We start from the raw sequence: 20269 nt of genomic DNA, 5'->3' as shown, positions 1-20269 counted from the left end.
CCCGCTGAAGTAGACCAATCGTTTCATTCGTTTTTCGTCTGGTCTATTCTGTCTTCGCCAGTACCAAGATGGCTCGACCTTCAGAATATTCCTTTCGAGGCAATCTGTGCATTCGCTTTCGCTACGGCCTGGTAATTCGCCATTATCCTACGATAATGTTGTCGGTAGGCTTCAACATTTTGGTTTCCCTTTATGCTGCTACCCAAGCTACAGGATTCCGACTTTTATCCTGGTAGGTCTATTTCCTACTGAACAATACTCGCCTTCTCTGGACGCACTTGGTACTGAAAAAAATAAAGATATTCTTATTCACTTTCTTAATGATATTCTTGGCTTCACTGGTAAAAGTGCAATAAAGGATATAAAGTTTTTAAGTACTATTCAAGACCCTGAGATTGCCTCCAAAAAACAAAGCATTGTCGATGTTCTTTGTAGAGATGAAAATGGGCTACAAGTGATAGTCGAAATGCAGGTCGCTAAAACCAAAGGCTTTGAAAAACGTGCACAATACTATGCTGCTAAAGCTTACTCAAGGCAGGCTGATAAAGGTGATCAATACCATGACCTTAAGGAAATTATCTTTATTGCTATAGCAGATTGTATACTGTTTCCTGATAAGTCTGAGTATAAGTCAAAGCATACCATTCGCGATGAAGATACTAATGAACATGATCTAAAAGATTTTTACTTTATATTTATTGAGTTGCCTAAATTTCCAAAAACAAAAGAAGATCAGCTTTCAAGTATAGTTGAAAAATGGGTCTACTTCTTTAGATATGCAGATGAAACTAGTGAAGAAGAGCTAGAGAGAATAATAGGAAGTGATCTAATAATTAAAAGAGCATATGAAGAACTAAATAGATTCAACTGGTCAGAAAAAGAATTTATTGCCTATGAACAGGAGATCAAGCGTATTCGTGATGAACAGGCTGTCCTTGCTCAAAAACTCGATGATGCTAAACATGAAGGTAGACAAGAAGGTATCCTAATCGGCGAAGAAAAGGGCAGAAAAGCAGAGAAAATTGAGGTTGCAAAGAATCTACTTAAAGCAGGAGTTTCTATTGACATTATAACTCAAACTACTGGTCTTTCTGTTGATTATATTGAGAAAATTCAAGAAAAGAAGTTTTAGCCATAACGTTTTTTTATTAAACTCTCTACTCTAGTAATTTTAATATTGCAATCCATTCTAATTTCTGTATAATGCCTTTTTTACATAAATACTTAATAGGCGGGATAATGCCAACACAGAAAGAGCTTCGGGCTACGATGTCCAAAAAATTACAGGAAGCTATTAAACATCCAGATCCAGCAGTTGTTGCCGGGAGGAAGTCAGCTATCAAGAGATGGGTGGGAGTCCTTCAAGATAACTTTATGGAGCACATAAAATACTTTAAGGGTGATAAGTTGAAGTTTTTGCACAATGTATTTCAAGATGAAGGTTGCTGGTCAGGTGTAAGGTTGGATAATGCTGCTTTAGGTCAAAGGTTTACTGAAGAAAAAATAGGTGGAATAGATAATCCACTTCGCAAATATGAGATGGCTTGTAGTTACTGTGTAGTGGATAAAATTCATCCTCTCTTTCAAAAAAGATTTGAATCTTATAGGAACAAGTTTCCTCCTGGTGCATTTGATGGTAAAACTGAAACTGAATTTGGCAAATACGTACGAAACTCGTTACTAGATAGCATAAAGAGGAAAGGTCCTGTATTTGATTTCTGGATTGATAGAGAATCTGGGGAATTAAAGAAGTATGATGCAGTAGAAGGTTTTGACAGTGCTGTAAAACTTAAGTGGAGTGAAGGGGTAGAGTATTTTTATAATCATTTAAAAGAAGAAGATAAGGAAAAGAAGCTTACAGAAGCTATTCTTGCTCTTTCTCGTCCTCAATCTGTTGAGAAAGATGCTCCTATTTTAGATTTTTGTGTAAGGAATATAGCTGACAAAGATACTCTTTTACAGAAATTATCACAGAAAGATAAAGGAGTATATTCCCTTTTTGCTGAATTAATAGAGTCATGTTTTTTTGATACGGTTCATGATTTGGTACAGTGCTGGTGTTATAAAGAAGTTTCAGCAGGAGGAGACCATTCAGAGAAAATATTCTCACAGCGAGACTATGAGCTTTTTCTTTCCTCTCTTTCAGACACAATGTTGAAAAATCCTGAGTTAAGCGTTCAAGCTAGATCCCTTATTATGGAGATTTGGCAGTGTGGCAGTTTTAGTGAATACAAAAAGGCTGCTATTATTAATACTTCGAATGGTAGAATTCCTATAAAGGGTGTACTTGCAGAATTGATAGTTAACTGGAAACGAGAAGACATTTATAAGCCTGACGAGGAAAAAGAAATAGAGAAAAAAGAAATACTAGATATGATGTTATTCGCTAAAAATAGCTTTCCTGAAAGATTTGAATTCTTTAAGGAAAAGATAATAAAAAACCTTAGATTATGCGGTAGGGAAGGCAAGAAAGTGAATGTAGATTATGGTCTATTTGCAGAAGAGTTGTTCTCTGAGTTAGAGAAAACAACTTTGCCTCCTGTAGGTGATGGTCCTTGTAGTAATTTGCGGTCACGATCTAAAGCTCACGGCAGTAAGAAAACAACTTTCCCAGTGGATGATAGTCCGCAGTCTGAGCTTGGAACTCCTAGTGTAAGTGGTGTTTCTTCTTATAAGAAAAAAAGCGTCTTTACGCTTAGTGGTAATAAGTAATCCACTTATGAACTCTTGGTGTTTCTGGTCGTAGTAAATAAGGGGTATTTTGTATGAGTAATGGTGATGGGTTTGTCAGAAGTTTAGTGGATGGAGATCTTGAAGGGTTCAGACAAAGATTTGAATCTTTTTTAGATAAATGTCCATCTTTCTTGCATTATGTGAATGCAGGTCGTTTTCTTCCTATATGCTTTTTTAGTATGTTTGCTACTGCACATGATGCTAATATCTTAAATGCAAATGAGAGAGTCTATTTTCGTTTTGATAACCATGGTGTTAATCCACGTAATGGTGAAAATCGAAATACAGGAAACCTAAAAATTGCTGTTTATCGTGACGGACAGCAAGTTGTCAGATGCTACAGTATTTCTGATCGTCCTAATAGTGATGGGTTAAGATTTAGTGAAAGGGAGAGAGATTTTCTAGTACAAGAAATTATACGGCAAAATCAAGGTTTAATGGAAGAAGACCTAAATTTTGAGCAATACAAAGTATGCATGCATGGAAAGGGCAAGAGTCAGGGAGAGGCAATTGCAACAGTATTCGAGGTGATTCGTGAAAAGGATTTTAGGGGTAGAGATAAATTTGCCAAATATTCAGCATCTGAGGTTCATTTCTTGAGGCAACTCTTTAGAAATCACAGATTAACAATTAAGGAAATAGGAGGAAGACAACTTAATCAAAATCAGCTCAGACAACTTGGTAGGTCAGTCAATTTTACACGAGTAGAACCAGGTCAGCAGAGGATTGACAACTTTATGGAAATGCTAGCAAGTAACCAAAGACAAGATGTAAGGGATTCTCTCCGAGGAGATATTTTAGAATATGTAACTGATACCTATAACAATTATAGGGCACAGATAGAAAATAATATTGAAGGTCGCAGTCAAAAGTTTGAGAGTCATGGGTTTTTATTAGGTTTTTTAGCGAATTTTAGTCATCTTTGCACAATAGATATTGACCTTGACTTATCTCCTAGAAACTCACATGTTGCATTTCTTGTACGCCATCAAGCAGAAAGAGAAAATATTCCTATTGTTATTAATCTTGCTATATTTGACACACCGTCAGATGTTGCATTAAACTGTGCCATAGGCTACGCTGGAAGGTTACACACTTCTTCATTTATACCTATTCATACCACATCAGAACATACTGTTTGTGTTGGATTAAATTTTAATTTAAATATAGATCCTTTTAGTGTTGATATAGTAGGGCTTCAACAGGATAGATTTCCTTTAGTACAAAGATTATTTGAGTGTTTGGAGAATGAAGGAATTAGAGAAAATATTAGAGATTTCTTGCTTCACCATCTTCCTGCTGAAATACCAAGAAATGCAGAGAATTATGATAGAATATTTGATTGCATAACTGGTTTTGCTTTTGGGAATAGTGCTTTTGATAGGCACCCTTTAGAACTAGAAGAGGAAGACGAAGCACCTATAACAAAGTACATATTTAGACATGGTGATGAGGGTTTAAGATGTTTAACTATGGTCTTTCATGCTGAAGGTTCTGATATAGTTATACTTCATATTAGAGCTCACGATGCGCAACAACAAGGAGCCATCAATTTACAGACTCTTAATGTTAATGGAAATGATGTTCATGTGTGGGAAGTTTCATGCACACTTAATAATCAACTTGAACTAGATATTGATCTACCAAATGACCTTGGTTTATATCACGATTACCAAAATAATAATGCAAATAATTTTCTTGCTGGTGATCTTGTACAAGTGCCCAATACTGAAAATGTACATAATACTTTAAATCAAGTTGTGAATGATGGCTGGAAAAATATAGCTCAGCATAGAGGATTATTTCAAGAGATCTCTGGAGCATTGATGCCGCTTGTGGATACAATAAATGTTAATAGTGAGGATAAGTTCCGTTCTATACTACATGGTACATTTTATGCTAGTGATAATCCTTATAAAGTGCTTGCTATGTATAAAGTTGGTCAAACATATAGTTTAAAAAGGGGGCAGGAAGAAGAAGGAGAAAGGGTAATACTCACAAGAATTACAGAACAGAGATTAGATCTTTTATTATTAAGACAACCTAGAGAGAATGACCTAGATACTCACCCAATTGGATATGTGTTAAGGCTTGCTAATAATTCAGAAGAAGTAGGACAACAGCAAAATGATGCGAGACAAGAAATCGGAAGACTTAAGAAACAACACAGAGGATTTATACCTATTACTTCTGGAAATGAGGTGGTTTTGTTTCCTATTGTGTTTAATAGAGATGCACACGAAGCAGGTAATCTTATACTTTTCCCAGAAGGGATAGGAAGAGAAGAGCATGTACACAGGCTTGATCGTCATGTTCGCAGCTCAAGACCAGGAGGATTAGTGGGACCTGAAAGTGTTATTGATGAAAATCCACCAGAGGGTCTATTATCAGATCAGACTCGTGAAAATTTAATAAATTATGTTCGAGAAAATCCCGGACGGAGCCGGATTTTACCGTTTGATCTAGGTGATAATCGATGTGTTAGTATCATTACCTTCGAAGGTAGTATACAACAACTCCTAGAAATACTAAGGTCAAGAATAAGAGAAGGTGGTAATGCCATTCCTACAGCACAAGGAATAAGAAGACAAATAAGAGATATTCTTGGAAATCAAGGGATAGAAGTAAATGATCTACTTACACTAGAATTTGCAACGAGAAATGGACATTATGATTACTGGCTTCAACAAATTGATATAGCTCACGCTGGAAGATTGCAATATCAGCTTCGTACTGAAGGTAATCACACTTTTGAAGTAGCTAACTTGGCAAGGAATGACGGTAACGAGCACATTGTTAGAGTGTTAAATCAATTTAGGGAAAATGAAGAACAACAGCGTTTAACTTTAATCATTACTTTAAATAATACTCATTGGGTTACACTAGTGATTGAACATCAAAATGGGAACTATGTTGGGTACTATGCTGATTCAACTGCTACTGCTGTCCCAGGTGGTATTACTGATATCATTCAAAATAACTTAGATAATAATATCAGGATTAATAATGTTTCTGTTAGTCAGCAAACAGATGGTTGGAATTGTGGTTTATGGGCATTAGAAAATGCTAGTGATATTAATCGAGTTCTAAACGAAAATCCTGTTGGGCAAGTGCAGAATATCATAAATATAATACGCGATTTTCTTGGAAGAGACCACCCCAACAGAGATAGAAATTACTTTCAGAACATGAGAGTGGGCATTTCACAATTATTCAGGAATGATCCGGGATTTCAAGGTGTGCAATTGCGAGCATACATTCAAAATAGAGGACAAATTGATCCATTGCTACGTACTTATCTAGAATTAGGATATCACAGAGTAGGAGGAGGGTGTGGACCAGTAGAAGCACCTATATCGCTTAGTGTTAGTGATTACAGTAATTTTGGTGGCCTGCCACAGTCGAGTTTAGAAGGTCCTGAAGCTAGTCGCGTTTCTGACCTTAGCAGAGGTAAAGGCGGTAGGTAGAGGTAATCGGTAGATGAAAGGAGTGTAACAAAAACCTTATGCATCAAGTAGAGATTGTGAGCAAATTTAAAGAAGTTAAGGTGGGTAACCTGTTTTTTTCTACTTGCAGCAATTTTTCAAAAAGTATATGTGTCGAGTTGGGTAAAGTTGAAGGAGGTTCTTAAATGAGCAACTATTAATTTGGTAGTATATAGCATTAATAAATTTAAACAATGTGACCATTTTCAGTGGTTAAAACCAAGGGCGCTGAGAATTGTTCGTTTTGGGATGGCATGGTCTACCATGTGATATATGCGAACTTTTTATTATAGTGATTTTGCTATTCGCTGAAACTAGCTATATTAGCTGCTTTTTGCTAAATTTATATATGAACTAGTTTGCCTAACTTTGTTGCAACAATTTTGCGTTTTTATTTTTGAAACACCACTTTTACGTAAAAAGCTCTCACAAATATACGTACTACTTTTATGCTTTTAAAAAAGTAAACAAATAAATTTTCGTTGATGCTAGAAAGCATAGTGCTTTGTTCAATTAGAATAGGCTTTATGTTGACAAGAACTTGAGTGAGTGACATCATTAGTAATGAAGGAAGTATTATAGCACTACTAAAGGAATTTATGCCTGGTTTCAACGTTAACGGTCTCTCTGAGATTGATCACTATAAGATATTAGGGGTGTCAAGAAATGCTACTCTTACAGAGATAAAGGAAGCACGTAATAGATTAGTGCTTATACTTCACCCAGATAAAATTATTTTCCCTGAGGAAAAACCCATATACAATAAATTATTATGCAAAGCCAATAATAGACAGGCATTTTCACAATCAGAAGAAAAAGATTGGGCTAAGTTTCAAGAAAAGTTCAATTCTGCAAAAAAAATCAATATTGCATATGAAGTACTAAGTGATGAAAAGAAAAGGAATGATTACGATAGAAAACTCCAGGTCGATAATAGTGGTCTGAATAATTTCAAGCGATCTTCTAAAAATACACAATCGACTGATAGAGAAACAGAAAAAAACAAAAAAGATATTAAAGTTCGTTTATTTCATGCATTTCATAATGGAGATTTACAGGAGGCAAAAAATCTAGTAAGGAAAGTGGATGACCTTGATATAACTCTACCAGAATACCCTACCGGTTCCGCATTGTATTTTTTTGTTCTACGCGCTTGCATGAGTGAGGATTGGTTCAAATTTTATCAAGATGTTTTATCGAAGCAAGGCAGTAACGTTGACCTTAACATTGAAGTTCATCCAAAGTTAGGAACAGCTTTAAGTGCTGCATGCAGCAAAGAAAGACCAAACTCAAAAAAGAGAGATGTTGTAAAATTACTATTGAGCTATGGAGTTGATGTTAATAAAGTTAGTCAATCGCGAAAGAGAGCACCAATCCTTTACGCTCTAAAAAACAATGACCACGACTTAGCATCCTTACTTTTTAAACATGGAGCAAAGATTGATGTTACTCCTGAATTGGAAAGTTCAATTATTCTTTATAGCAATCTGAGAGGCTGCAGTAAATATACAAAAGAAACAATGGAAGTTTTGTTGCAACATACTTCTCCTAAGCAAAACACTGAGATGCTAAAGCGTTTTGCAAATAATGGAACCTTAGAAAATCAAGATATTGAAATTGTAAAGTTACTTTTAAGTAAAGGGGCTAACCCTTCAATCATTCAGGGCAATTCTGAGCTTGTGTCTCTACTTAGACAATACTTATTTTCAGCGTTTAAAGATAGAGATCTTAAAAGGGCAAGAGAGCTAGTGAAGGAAGTGAAAGATCTAGATATAAAGGAATCTGGAAAGCCATTATTACATTGTTTTGTTGAAAATGCTTGTCAAGATGGCAATTGGTTTGAGTTTCTTAAAGAAGTTCTTTCTAAACAAAGAGTTAAGATGGACATTAATATTTGTGATGATGAGCATAATGAAACAGCCTTAAACTATGCATGCAGATGCAATAAAAAAGATGTTATAGAATTCCTATTGGGCAGTGGCGCTGATGTTAATAAAGTTAATGGCATATACGCCCACAGAACACCAATCCTTATTGCTCTGAAGTATAATTATTATGATTCAGTACGTTTACTTTTTGAATATGGAGCAAAAATTGATATATCTTCTGGAATCGAACAAGAAATTATTAATAATAGCCGTGAATACAAGAGGGAGACAATGGAAATTCTGTTAGAACATACTTCTCCTCAGCAAAACACTAAAGTCCTAGAATGTTTTGTAAATAATGAAACCTCAAGGAGTGGAGATATTGAAATTGTAAAGCTACTTTTAAATGCAGGAGCAGATCTTTCGATCATTCCTAGAGGTCGATTTACGGAATGTTCATTTTCAACATTTAATAATAAAGATTTAGAAACGGCGAAATTGTTAATAGATCACGTAGACCTTAATAAGGTTTTCAAAGTATTACGTGGTAATAAGGAAGTAGAGATATCATTATCCTATTTGTTTCTTATGAATGCCTGTCTAGGTACTGATTGGTTTGAGTTTTATGAAGATGTTTTAAAAGATAGGAAGGTTGATATTAATGCTGTCTTTTCTCATGGTTATACAGCTTTAGGTTATGCATGTAAAAAAGGAAAAGAAGATGTTATAAAACTACTTTTAAGTAAAGGAGCTGAAATTAATAAAGGTAAGAAGACACCAATTTATTTTGCTTTAAAGAATAATGATGACAGGTTAGCATCTTTGCTTTTTGAACATGGAGCGGGCATTAATGCAACTCCTGAATTAGGACAAGAAATTATTGCTAACAGCTATAATAAACGAAGTAAGTACACAAAAGAAACAATAAAGATTCTGCTACAACATACTTCTAAAGAACAAAATACTGAAATACTAAGGCGTTTTGCAAATAATGGAACCTTGGAAAATAAAGATATTGAAATTGTGAAATTGCTTTTAAGCAAAGGAGCTGACCCTTGTTTTGGAAACCCAAATGCAGTAGCACTTGCAACTGAGCAAGGTAATACTCAGCTCAAAGATCTATTTAGTCAATCACAATTAGACAGTGAAAGTCAAGAAGCACAAGTTACTCTACTTGGTAGTGAACAAGGCTTTGAAGGGAGTGATAATGAGTTCTATTCTGCAGAAGAGGATATAGTAAAGGGTACTAGTGAAGATAAGTATGAAGGCAATACACCACAAACAACGGCTGAGGAAGATTGTAACGGTCAATCAGGCGATCAAAAAAGTTCAGAACCTGAAAGTGCTGGTAGCCAACAGACGGAAAAAAATGTTCTTTCATCAACAAAAAAAAGTAATGCAATAAATAATGCAGGGGCTTCAATGGAGGAAACTGTAAGCAATGATCATAAGAAGGGTAAAATGCATGCAAACACACAGCAGGGCACAAGCTCATTAGAGCAAAATAAAAAAGTTAGTGAAGCGGCTAAGCTTGCTGGAGGAAATAGTCAACTAAAGGAAAGTCTAAATAGTACACAGCACCAGCTAATCGAAGAGCTACAAGAACAGCTTGCAAGTAAAGATAAAGGGATAGATGCTGCAAATCAAGCTTTGAATGCAAAAACTAAAGAATTCGAGAGTGCAAAAGCTCAGTTAGAACGGGAGCTGGGTAGTGTACAGCAAGAATTGGATAAAACAACTGAGGAACTTAGGAGGAAAAAGGCTGATCTTGAAAACAGCAAGAAAGAGCTGGGTAATGTAAATGAAAAGGTTTTAAAGTTAGAGCACGAGACATTAAATCAACAAGCAAGTATTAATGATCTTACTAAAGAAAGAGATCAACTAGCTAGTAGGACAAATACACTTACTGAAAAACTTAAAAATGAAAGTAAAAAGCTAAATGATGCAAATCAAGCTCTGGATACAAAAATTAGTGAAGTAACTCAACTGACTAAGCAAAATAGTCAACTAGAAGAGCAGCTTAGAAAAGAGCTGAATAATGTAGCAGAAAAGTTAACACAAGAACAACAGAAGGCTTTTGAATTAGGTAATCAAGTAACTACACTTACTAAAGAGCTTAAGGAAAAAAAAGCTGAACTAGAACGAGAGAATAGTAGTTTGGTTAGTCAAGTAGGAGAGCTTAAAGGGGAATTTGAGGGAGTAAAAACTAAGCTTGCAGGGAAAGAGGAAGAGCTAAGAAGCAAAATTAAAGAAGTAGCCGAGCTTAGTGTCACTGTAGGGAAGCTTGAAAGGCAGACGGAAGAGTTGATGGCTACTCAAGCTGAATTTGAGACAGAGAAGGCGAAATTGAAAAGTGAACTCACAAAGCAAGATGAAGTTCTGGAGAGTACTCAAGCTCAACTCAAACAAGAGGTTAGCAGTCTAAAAGGTCAAGTCACTAAAATGGCTAAAGAAAAAGATCAATTAGCAAAGCAGCTAAATGACACTCAGCAGAACCCTAATCCAGATAATGAAAACAAGAAACTCCTGGCAGTAAGCGCTCAAAGTAGAAAGCAAATAACCTACGCCTCTGTTTCTTTTGTGTTATCTGGCGCATTTGCTGTTGGTGCAAGTTTAACAATGTTTCATTTAACAATATGTATTTCACTCGCTGTAGCTGCATTAACTTTTCTTGCAGTAGGATGTTACTGTTCGTATAAGGCAAATACAGCGCTTAGTAATGTTGAAATTGATAATTGTGTTAATCCTGCAGTTGTGGAAGTTTGAAATAGCCCAATTTGAGAAGGAATGGAGGTTAAGTTTTAGAGGTTTTTCTAAACTTATGGTTTTTAAAATAGCTTTTTAAGATCCTGAAGTTGAGTGAAGAGAGGCAATTTTCTCCACTTAGATAACGTTGTTGCCCCTAGTTATTTGAGGTTTATGCTTTTGGGTCATTTTTTACAACTATTGCTATAAACCCCATAAAAACCGCAGCAAATGAATCTATGGATTTAACCGCATAAAAGACCACAAAAATGCCAATTATGCTGGATTCAAACAAGGCTGAGCGATAAGTTGCTCCAAATCTTCTACTTTTTCAAATTTGGTATTGGGCTTTATAGCATTATACAGGGAAAAACCCATACAAACCAACCCAACAATCCCTCCAATTACCGCTATAACGTGTGCTTTGGAATATTCAATCAGTAGATAAGATGCAACACAACTTACCAATAATTTTGATGATTTTTCGTCTACAGAATTTCCTTCACTATCGAAATATGCAGTAGAAGAGGAGCTGTCAGGGGCGTTTGGCTCTGCAGTGGTTTCTACTGAATCATTTTGCATTTCTTCTCTGCTTTCAAATATTGGTTGTTCTATCTCATTATTTTCAGTATATAATTGAGTGTCGGTCTCTGTAGCTTTATCAACATTGGTTTGCTCTTTCACCTCAACTTTCACTTCTTCAACATCTTCTGGCATATTAAAAGTCCTTAATTCCTCTATAGCAGCTCCTTTTGCAGTGGTGGCTATCGGGCCTCCCTTCCTATTTTTAAATTTTCTAGCAATAGCTTTCCCTATCTTTTTCATAATGTTTTTCTCCTATGATTGTTGTCAACTATAAATTTCATATTTTGTAAAATCTTTGAAAACCCAGTTGTTTTTAAGAGTATAGAAAATGGTTGTTAGAAACTTCCTAGCAGTTGCAGTAATAGCCTTAGCAGCACCACGCTTTTTTTTCACATGTTCATAAAAGCTTCTCAAATAAGGGCTATAACGTATAGCAATCCAAGTACACTGTACTAAAGAAGTACGACCTATTTTCGGTCCACGTTTGGTAATCTTTCCAATTGTACATTGTTGATTAGATTGAGAAACTCGTGGTACAATTCCAAAATAAGCTGTCAGTTTTTCTGGATTACTAAAATTATTAATATCACCAATTGTTGCAACAAAGACAGCTGCAGAAATTGCACCAATGCCTTTAATACTGATGAGATTATTAAATCCAGGGAGCTGTTTGGCAAAAGCTATCATTTCCTTTTCAAGTTTTTTGAGACTTTCTCGAATAACTTCCAGGTTACTGCTAATTACTTCAATCTCAACCTTTTCCAAGTAACTCCAATCACGTTTACCTAGAGAGCGTTCAAATCCCGTTTTGGTTGTCAGTACTTCCTTTTTAATCTTTATTCCGTGGTAATTGAAAAGTCCATGCATTTTATTGATTAAAGATACCCGTGATTTTACTAACTGATCTCTTGTTTTAAGAAGAGAAGCTAACTGTTGGCATTGTTTGCTCTTGCATTTTGCTTCAGGCAACATATCTTTGCTGAGAAAAAAAGCAATAGCTCTTGCATCATGTTTATCTGTTTTATTTACAGAACGACGAATAACTTCAAATTGCAAGGGAGCAACCACAACAACACGCTTAACGCAGGGTGACACTTCATCATAAAAGAAACAGCTATTCCCTGTTGCTTCAAAAGCTACTTCATCTGTTTCTCGAAGATCTTTAATAAATTTATCTAAATCCTGTAAGCGAAATGTTTTAATATGCTCTGGTTTTTCCTGTTCTAAATAACAAACAGTAAAACTATTAGTATGTAAATCAACACCTATATAACGCATAAATTTTCCCTCTTATTGAATACTCCAATATATCAGAGTAGAATATTACCGGTTGGTCCATTCTCCTATACGCGGTCACTAAATTTTATAGGCCGCATGATGGTTTTCGGTGGCAGGGGCGATTAATCTCCCTCACGAGGTCTTTTTCCTGTATACTGCAAAAAGCAGAAAGGGCCTCACAAAAACTTTCAACCTGCCACCTATCCACTCTGAGAAGTTATTATACCTTCTCATGCTTCCAACCAAGCAATAACAATTCATATCATCTCTCTATTAAAATTTGTTGTATTTAATGTGCGTAATTTAACCGTAGAACTTCTTCACCTGCTTACTCCACAGCATCGGTATTTCTCTTAAATCAGCTAATCTCAAACTTCTCGGTTGTCTCCCATTTACTATGTCTTCTTTAATCTTTGGTGCTAAATAGTTCAACCTCAAAATTTGCTGTATACGTCTTGTACCTATATTAATTTTCTTACTTAGCTCTTTTATATTTGCGTATTTTCCTTCCTCTAGTTGACGTTTCCACAGATAAGCTCTTACCACTGCTTTCAGTAGCGCATTGTTTGTTTTACCTTCTGGTTCTACTACCGTGCATTTATTTCCTTTCTTTTTTATTGGTATAAATTTTTCCTCTGATTGAGAACTCACCTCCATTCCATCCTCTCTCACCATTACTCCTTTTATTAACTTTTTCACTACTTCTTTCTGCTTTCCAAAACTTAAATTTTTCCATTTTTCTTCGGTCTTTTCTTTCCCATTTTCATATAGCTGCTCCACTCCCTTCATCACTTCTTTTTCTACTTCTCCTGCTACTATAGTCCTGTTTATTGATTCACAACCTTTTCCCCTTAAATGATTGTTGCATACGTAATATCTATACCTTTTATTCTCTTTTTTTGCGTACGTCAGCGTCATATTTACATCACAGCTCTTGCACTTAATTATTCCCTTTAGCAGCGCTTCCTCATATTTTGCTTTTCTATATGGTTGATTCATTATCAATTCTTGTGCTTTTTGCCATTTTTCTTCCTCTATTATTGCCTCATGCTTTCCCTCATACTCTTTTTCATAATGTTTGATTTTTCCCATATATATTGGATTTGTTATTATTCTTCTCACCGTCGCTTTTTTAAAGATATCTGATTTTGTTCTGTAACCTCGACTATTTAGTTCCCTTGCCAACTCTGCCATTGACTTCAACTCCAAATATCTTTCAAATATGTGCCCTACTATTTTCGCTTCTTTCTCATTTATTATTAATTCTTTATCTTTTACATCATACCCAAACGGCAAAGTTCCACCCATCCATAACCCTTGTTCTTTTGATGTTGCTATTTTATTTTTTACCCTTTCTACTATCATTTCTCTTTCTAGCTGTGCTGCTCCTGATAACACTGTTTGTACAAACTTTCCCATTGGCGTATTATTATCAAATATCTGCGTTACTGCTATAAAATTTACTCTATGCCTTCTAAAAAATGATGTCACTTCTATACTATCTTTTGTTTCCCTTGATAGCCTATCCAGAGTATATACCACTACACAATCTACTTCTCCTGCCTTTACATCTTCAAATAATTCCTTTATCGCTGGTCTTTCTAAATTTTTCCCTGAATATCCTCCATCATCGTACCTTTTTACCAATGCTACCCATCCTTCTCGGCTTTTTATATATTTTTCACATGCTACACGTTGCGCATCAAGACTATTAAATTTTTGTTCTAGACCATCTTCATTTGACTTCCTAGTATATATCGCACATCTTACCTCTTTCAGCATTCTTTCTCCTTATCTCTCATTCCAAATAGAAGCGGCCCATTGTAACTCATTCCCATTATTTTTCCGGCTACTGCTGACAATGACGTAAAAAATTCTTCTCTGTAGATTAAACCCTTATCTGTTACCATTACTGCATGCGTCTCTTCCCCTCTCTCTAGTATTAATTCTGTCCCTTCTACTGGTAATTTATCGCTACTTATTCTTTTTCCCTTCTCTAGCCGATCTGCCAGATACTCTAGTCTTTTTAATCCTTTTCTTGACATTTCTCCATATACTTTTTCCTGCATTCTATAAGCTAATCTAGGTATCAGATATTTCTTTGAATGTTTAGGTGCCTCTTCCCCAAATACCTTCTTCCACGTTTTTCTCAGCTCACTCAAAGGTTTTCTCTCTAAATTCATTACTTTCTTTTCTACTTCTTCCTCCATATTTTTAGCCCTTCATAAATAGCTTTTCAATTCTGTCTGTCTCTTTCTTTAATACCTCGGTTATCTCTTTGCTATTTTTCGCATAATCCATCGCTGTCATTCCAAATTTATCTGCTTGCTCTATTTCTCCTCCAGCTTTCACTAGTTCCTCCACTATTTCTTTTTCACTTAACATACATGCAAGGTGTAGCGGTATGCATTTATTTCCATATTCCTCAGCATTTACTTCTGCTCCTGATTTTATCAATTCTCTCACGATTTCTAGACGTTTCTCCGTTACTGCTAGGTGCAGTGCTGTATATCCTTCCGCATCTGCTACATTCACATTCGCTCCTTTTTCAACTAATAACTTCACTGTTTTTGCGTCTACCGCGTAATGCAGAGCTATTCTGTCTCTTGCATAAATATTTTTATATGAGTTCTCTGATAATTCTTTTGCTGATTTATTAAATTTGCCAAGCTTTAACATAATCCACCTCACCTTTTCTTTAAAATCAAGTCCCCTTTTTAAGCCTTTCTTCCTACTACATTTTCTACCTCATCTATCATTTCATTCACTTGGCTGATTATCTTGCTTGCTAAATTTTGACATTCTTTCTTTATTAGCGATTTGTCTCTCTTCCTTATTTCTCCTATCTCTATTATTTTTAGCTCCGGCATGTAGCTTCCATTCAACATGTCTGCTATTTCTCCTACTAGCCTCTCTATTCCATAGCAGGTCAGTTCTCTACTTTTTGTTATTCCTCCTTTTTCTCTCAAAAATTTACTTGCCTTTTCACTCTCTTTGCTATCACATAGACAATGCTTTTCACTTTCCCAGATGTAATACATTGGTGTTGCACCATATTTATTCAGTTGATTAACCTCAGCTCCTGCTTTTACTAGCTCTTTTATTATTTCAACTCCTCCTATTTTGCATGCAGAGTGGAGTGGCGTACATCCAGTGACATATTGAGTGGCATTTACTTCTGCTCCCGACCTTAGCAGTACTTTTACATTTTCTAAACTTTTTGCGAATACTGCACAGTGTAGTGGCGTATAACCATTTTTATCTCTTGCATTTACCTCTGCCCCTTTTTTTATTAATAATCTCACTGTTTTGTAATCGGAGATTTCCGCTGCTTGGTGTAATATTGTCTCTTCTTCTTTATTTCTTTTATTAATGTTTTTAAACCCGTTACTTGATACTTCTTTAAAAAACTTACTCTTGCTAAACTTCATACTTACCTCACAAAATTAGCTTTTCTAGCGCCAGATAAATTTCTTATGTTTACCTGCTGCTATTTGAGTCATGTCCTTTTTAGCATAAGAAAGCAAGTCCTTTTCTTTTTATTTCATACACTTTTACCTATTATTAATATAATATATGAGGATCTAAATATAAGTATTTAACTTATTAGACATATCACTTGACTATTTTTCCAATTTCTGTGCAAATGTCGATGTTCGTGCCATTTCAGTACTCCCGGGTAAAACACTAAAATGTGCTTTTCTAATTCGTGTATTGAGTCTTTTTGCTCTGAATCCAAATCATTTTTATAGTAAACGTTGTGTTCTGCTAAAACATATTTTCTGACCTTCTGATCTGTATAATTTTCTACTTTATAGTTGTGAGTAACGCTAAATCTTTCTAAAATTGGCTTGTGTTTTAGATTCCAATATTGCCCTGAAAGTTTATCGCTTCCCAATAGAAATTTATTTCCTTCTTCTTCTATGCTACTTACTGGAAAGCACCCATTTATTTCTCCTAATTTCCAGCTATCTGACAGTACAATCTGTGCTTTGGCAAACTTTATTTCTGGTAATAAGCTCTGTGATAGAGGATATAGTGCTTTTAAGTTGTACCACTGATGACTTCTTTCATAAATGCCTTTGTAATCCTTTGTATGAGCCTCTGTTTCTCCAAGTACTGCTACATCTAATCGATATATGTCATTACTAAATGTTTGTTCATAATGCTCTCTTAAATAGTTGTCTACAATCTCTACTAACGGACCTCTAGAACTGAAAAAATTTATTCTTCCAAACGATAACACTGGCCCATTTTTTTCAACTTTTATACCAGAGTAGTCTGATAACAAACTTCCAAATAAACTTTCATCTAAAATAAACCTATCAACGTTATAGTGATCATTGAAAATCCTCATTAGCCGCGATCTTGCTGGTAACGATAGTTTTGCAAGTTCTACTACTGCATCTACGAAGAAGTCATTTGGTACCTCTTTTATCCCTACTTGCAACTCAAAAAAGTGTTTACCGGGTGGCTCTTCAATAATTGTAATATCTTCTATATTTGCCCACTTTAGTGCTATTTTGAGTGATGCTGGGGTTCCACGTAGTCTTTGAAATTTCACTCCTTCTACTACAGCTTTTCTTTTGTCTTTTACCCAGCGTAGTATTTCCCCCAATTCATATTCCTCAATCAACCACGGCAATGTTTCTTCTTTAAGATTAAACTTAAATCCTTTGATACAGCTTGGATCAACTTTGTAATCAATTGCATCAACCAGTGCTTGCTCTTGTTTTGTTGCATTTGGTGGCAATAACATTAATTCAACTCAACTTTTAATTTTCGCAAATTTGCACACTCATTACCTAGCACCACAACATCCTCTCTTGGCTCGATTAATTCTATGTTTTCTACACCCTCTACAAACAAATTTGCTATTATCCAAGATCTTGTTACATTCCATCCCAGCCTTCTATTTGCTTCAAACTTCTTAATGAACTGCTTCTTGATTTCTTCCTCTGATATTACAGGACTTACGCTCACTCTGCTGTGAATATCTATTTCCGTAATATTGCAACCTATCACTGTTACTGTATCGGTTAAAACCCTTATATCATCTCTAGTAACCTGCTTTTTTACAATTTCTAGTAACTCTTCTAACGCTATGCCAGTTGTGGATAATTGTGTTGATAAGATTGAAATTTGTACTTTTCCTGGTATAGGTGATTCCACTAGTGCGTCTTTTACTCTACTATCTGCTGACAGTGCATGATATTTATAATATTCCTTACTTCCTCCTGTTGACCAACCTGCTATTTTTGCTTTTACCCTCTTTCTAAATCGTTCGTCATCTTCTTCTTTCTGCCTCTCTACTCCATAAAATTCAGCTAAATTACCAAGATCTTCTCCTGTTGCAAATTTTAGTAAATTACTTTTTACAGCTTCATTTATTCTTTCTCTGAGTAACAACTCTCTCCATGCTGCTACTTCTAATACCTTTATCGCTGGGTCACTTTCAATTAGTGCTGTAAAACTTTTATCTCGACTTATTAATTCTTCTTTCATCCGAGCAAAAATCTCTTCAAAGTTCAGTGGTTCGATAATATTTGGCTGCTGCATTTTTAAACAACTACTCCATTAATATTTATGAACTTACCTTCTGAAAGATAGACACCTTCTAAATTCAATTTTACTCTCCCTTCTTTTACTCCTTCAACTTTTACTTTTTCTAACTTAAATCTCTTTTCCCATTTTTCCAAAGCTTCTGCTGTTGCTGCATAGATTTCCATAGTTAAATCTCTACTGATTGGTTTATCCACTAATTCAAATAGCCTAGACCCATAATCTCTCCTCATGATTCTACTGTTTACTGGAGTGGTCAGTATATCAATTATCGACTGCTTTAAGTGCTCTATTCCTTCTAACGTCTTTCCTGTTTTAGCATCCATACCCTTCATTTCTATTTTGCAAAGACGCTTTCACTGCCTTTTATTACTTTAAACCCACATGAAACTATATCTCCTACTCTTCCTACACTAAGACCATTTGCAAACACTATTTTTGATCCTTGAATCATTACTTTTCCTTCACTAAAACTGTCTCCTTGCCTACATATTGACTTGCCGTTTACAAAAACATTATTACTTCCGCTAATGCAGAAATGTGGTATAGCTTTTCCACAATAGTCTCCTAACCTTACTATTCCTTTGTTCAATTTAAGTCGATCCTTTCTGCTTTCAGTTTTATTCCACTTTTTGTCATTTCTATGCTCGATTCCCCAGCTTTCAGTGTTATTTTGTCTACTACTTCAATCTCTAAATGATGTTTATCTTTATCGTATGACAACTTTGTTCCATCTTGAAATGTTAAGCTACTCACCTCTTTTTTATTTTCTGGTGCAGAGTACTTTTGTTGATATATTCCAGGAAGTACTACTCCTAAAGATAATTCTCCCAGCGGGGAAAGTATAACTACTTGCTCATCAATATCTGGCGGAGACCAATTTCTATCTTTTCCTGCTTTGCTTGTTATCCATGGCAACCAATCTGTTAAAAATTCGCCTATTTTAATTCTTACTTTTGCTTTTTCATAATCTATTTCTTTTACAACTCCTATACGAACAATGTTGGCCAGTTTTCTCTGTAATTCCGAAATTGCAAAATTACTTTCTAACATTTATTTCACCGATTTCTATTTTGTGTGGGATAAATTTTCCTTCTTTCCAAATAGATCGCCCTACGTGTATTCTATGCACCCAATCCACCATCCACACTAAATACGCATCTAACTCCGGCCTAAATCCGTCAATTTCCGCAGAGATAAATTCTCCTGGCGAAACATTCTTCACGTTCCAAGTATTTTTATTTACTACTTTCGCAACCTCAGCAGCTAATGTTCTGACAATAAGAGGAGCATTTTCTATTGTGCTATCAATCACAATTCGTGCTTCAAATCTTGCTTTCAGAGCTAATTCTTCAGTACCTGGATCTTTACCTGGTTCTAAACTTGCTAGTTCCACAAACACCGCTGGCGCTACTAATTCTTTTCTTATTGCTGGATAAATTTCACATGTCTGTATAGCCGGTATTTCTTCCTTCAGTGTGCTGCAAATTGCTTGATGTAAATCTTTCAAATTCATCCTTTATAGCTCAATTCACGTTCAAAAAATTTTGTAAATACTTCCTCAACCTCATAATTAACAAGATTTCCTATTATCCTTGAAGCCTCAGGTTCTAGTGGCAACTTAACTTCCTTTATTGGCAATGCTGCCCTTCCTTCACGTTTAAAAATACCGCTATTTCCTTTTGGCATAACTGCTGCAAATCCTCCTATAAACTCATTCTTTCCTACTTTCGATCCTCTTCTTGTTTTTTGTATCTTGCCAATTGTCGATGCTCTAATGTCATAGAGATTTGCTCTAATTAACACGTCTAATCTGCTAGTTTTTGCCTTAAAAATTCTTAATCTCTTTCTTATCAAACTTAATTTTATCTGCTTTTCCTCACTGATTTCCTTAGCTGCTTGCGCTTTTAACCATAGTGCCGTTTTGTTTAATGCCTTTACCGTTGCTAATTCTACTTTTCTTCTTTTAGCATTTACATTTTCTATTACCTCAACTTCTATATGAACAGACAT

The 20269-nt window shown here is 35.3% G+C and carries 17 protein-coding genes; 4 read left to right on the top strand and 13 right to left on the bottom strand.

Annotated elements, in window-relative coordinates; translation table 11 throughout:
• The first annotated feature begins 226 nt into the window (after positions 1–226).
• The 4 genes from OOL01_RS02250 to OOL01_RS02235 all read left to right on the top strand — a co-directional run bounded on the left by OOL01_RS02250 (position 227) and on the right by OOL01_RS02235 (position 10852).
• Entirely contained in the window at positions 227–1132 is a 906-nt protein-coding gene (locus OOL01_RS02250; RefSeq protein WP_264687244.1) for an Rpn family recombination-promoting nuclease/putative transposase, read from the top strand.
• A 107-nt stretch (positions 1133–1239) separates the two neighbouring features.
• Positions 1240–2712 carry a cytoplasmic incompatibility factor CifA gene (locus OOL01_RS02245; RefSeq protein ID WP_264687046.1) on the top strand — a complete coding sequence of 491 codons (1473 nt, stop codon included), beginning with the start codon at positions 1240–1242 and terminating at the stop codon, positions 2710–2712.
• A gap of 53 nt (positions 2713–2765) precedes the next feature.
• A complete protein-coding gene (locus OOL01_RS02240; protein WP_319803544.1) occupies positions 2766–6200 on the top strand; it encodes a cytoplasmic incompatibility factor CifB in 3435 nt (1144 codons plus the stop codon).
• A gap of 617 nt (positions 6201–6817) precedes the next feature.
• The gene (locus OOL01_RS02235) at positions 6818–10852 is read left to right on the top strand and encodes an ankyrin repeat domain-containing protein (protein ID WP_406718761.1); all 4035 of its coding nucleotides are present in this window, start codon (positions 6818–6820) and stop codon (positions 10850–10852) included.
• A 255-nt stretch (positions 10853–11107) separates the two neighbouring features.
• Here OOL01_RS02235 and OOL01_RS02230 read toward each other — a convergent pair whose 3' ends face one another.
• The 13 genes from OOL01_RS02230 to OOL01_RS02170 form a co-directional block, all read right to left on the bottom strand.
• Positions 11108–11656 carry a hypothetical protein gene (locus OOL01_RS02230; protein WP_264687044.1) on the bottom strand — a complete coding sequence of 183 codons (549 nt, stop codon included), beginning with the start codon at positions 11654–11656 and terminating at the stop codon, positions 11108–11110.
• Between the two features lie 24 nt (positions 11657–11680).
• Positions 11681–12694, bottom strand: coding sequence for an IS110 family RNA-guided transposase (locus OOL01_RS02225; protein ID WP_226079700.1), 1014 nt, complete (start codon positions 12692–12694; stop codon positions 11681–11683).
• Between the two features lie 303 nt (positions 12695–12997).
• Positions 12998–14476, bottom strand: a complete 1479-nt coding sequence (locus OOL01_RS02220; RefSeq protein WP_264687043.1) for a recombinase family protein — start codon at positions 14474–14476, stop codon at positions 12998–13000.
• Complete coding sequence (locus OOL01_RS02215) at positions 14470–14904, bottom strand: DUF2924 domain-containing protein (protein ID WP_264687042.1); 435 nt, start codon at positions 14902–14904, stop codon at positions 14470–14472. The genes OOL01_RS02220 and OOL01_RS02215 overlap by 7 nt, the downstream gene beginning before the upstream one ends.
• A 4-nt stretch (positions 14905–14908) precedes the next feature.
• On the bottom strand, positions 14909–15373 hold the full coding sequence (locus OOL01_RS02210; RefSeq protein ID WP_264687041.1) for an ankyrin repeat domain-containing protein: 465 nt from the start codon (positions 15371–15373) through the stop codon (positions 14909–14911).
• Positions 15374–15411: 38 nt separating this feature from the next.
• Positions 15412–16125 (bottom strand): ankyrin repeat domain-containing protein, encoded by a 714-nt coding sequence (locus OOL01_RS02205; RefSeq protein ID WP_264687040.1) that lies wholly within the window; start codon positions 16123–16125, stop codon positions 15412–15414.
• A 167-nt stretch (positions 16126–16292) separates the two neighbouring features.
• On the bottom strand, positions 16293–17453 hold the full coding sequence (locus tag OOL01_RS02200) for a phage tail protein (RefSeq protein WP_264687039.1): 1161 nt from the start codon (positions 17451–17453) through the stop codon (positions 16293–16295).
• A complete protein-coding gene (locus tag OOL01_RS02195; RefSeq protein ID WP_264687038.1) occupies positions 17453–18253 on the bottom strand; it encodes a baseplate assembly protein in 801 nt (266 codons plus the stop codon). The genes OOL01_RS02200 and OOL01_RS02195 overlap by 1 nt, the downstream gene beginning before the upstream one ends.
• A gap of 2 nt (positions 18254–18255) precedes the next feature.
• Complete coding sequence (locus OOL01_RS02190; RefSeq protein WP_264687037.1) at positions 18256–18591, bottom strand: GPW/gp25 family protein; 336 nt, start codon at positions 18589–18591, stop codon at positions 18256–18258.
• A 2-nt stretch (positions 18592–18593) separates the two neighbouring features.
• Positions 18594–18848, bottom strand: a complete 255-nt coding sequence (locus tag OOL01_RS02185) for a PAAR domain-containing protein (protein WP_264375431.1) — start codon at positions 18846–18848, stop codon at positions 18594–18596.
• On the bottom strand, positions 18845–19309 hold the full coding sequence (locus OOL01_RS02180) for a phage baseplate assembly protein V (RefSeq protein ID WP_264687036.1): 465 nt from the start codon (positions 19307–19309) through the stop codon (positions 18845–18847). Before OOL01_RS02180 ends, OOL01_RS02185 begins: the two co-directional genes overlap by 4 nt.
• The gene (locus OOL01_RS02175) at positions 19296–19772 is read right to left on the bottom strand and encodes a hypothetical protein (protein WP_264687035.1); all 477 of its coding nucleotides are present in this window, start codon (positions 19770–19772) and stop codon (positions 19296–19298) included. Before OOL01_RS02175 ends, OOL01_RS02180 begins: the two co-directional genes overlap by 14 nt.
• Positions 19769–20269, bottom strand: coding sequence for a phage tail protein (locus OOL01_RS02170; RefSeq protein ID WP_264687034.1), 501 nt, complete (start codon positions 20267–20269; stop codon positions 19769–19771). Before OOL01_RS02170 ends, OOL01_RS02175 begins: the two co-directional genes overlap by 4 nt.

It is taken from the genome of Wolbachia endosymbiont (group B) of Rhopobota naevana (assembly GCF_947250615.1).
In the GTDB taxonomy this organism is placed as follows: Bacteria; Pseudomonadota; Alphaproteobacteria; order Rickettsiales; family Anaplasmataceae; genus Wolbachia.
Note: the sequence above shows the minus strand (reverse complement) of the source record. Positions and strands in the feature narration are given on the sequence as shown.